We start from the raw sequence: 300 nt of genomic DNA on the forward strand, positions 1-300 counted from the left end.
GGCCAGAAATACGTGCTCGCCGACAATTTCTTCCAGGGCGCCTTCGGCGGCTCCTTCCTCAACCACTTCATGCTCGCCTGCGCCTGCGTGCCTTACTACCCGCACGCCGACACTAGCCCGATCAAGGGCCAGATCGCGGTCGTCGAGCCCGACGGCACGACGCTGAAGGTCGCCGACAACTCGCCGCCGTCGGCGCTGGGCGGCGTACCGAAATTCGTCAGCGACGGCGCCATCACGCCCGACTTCTACGCCGTCAACACCATGCAGCCGCCTTACCAGCCGAGCGCCAACAAGCCGGCC

Annotated in this window: 1 pseudogene; it reads left to right on the forward strand. The window is 66.3% G+C overall.

What is annotated here, in order from left to right:
* Positions 1–300, forward strand: a pseudogene (locus EN852_RS37815) (alkaline phosphatase family protein); the annotation flags it as partial.

It is taken from the genome of Mesorhizobium sp. M2E.F.Ca.ET.209.01.1.1 (genome assembly GCF_004010375.2).
Lineage (GTDB): Bacteria > Pseudomonadota > Alphaproteobacteria > Rhizobiales > Rhizobiaceae > Mesorhizobium.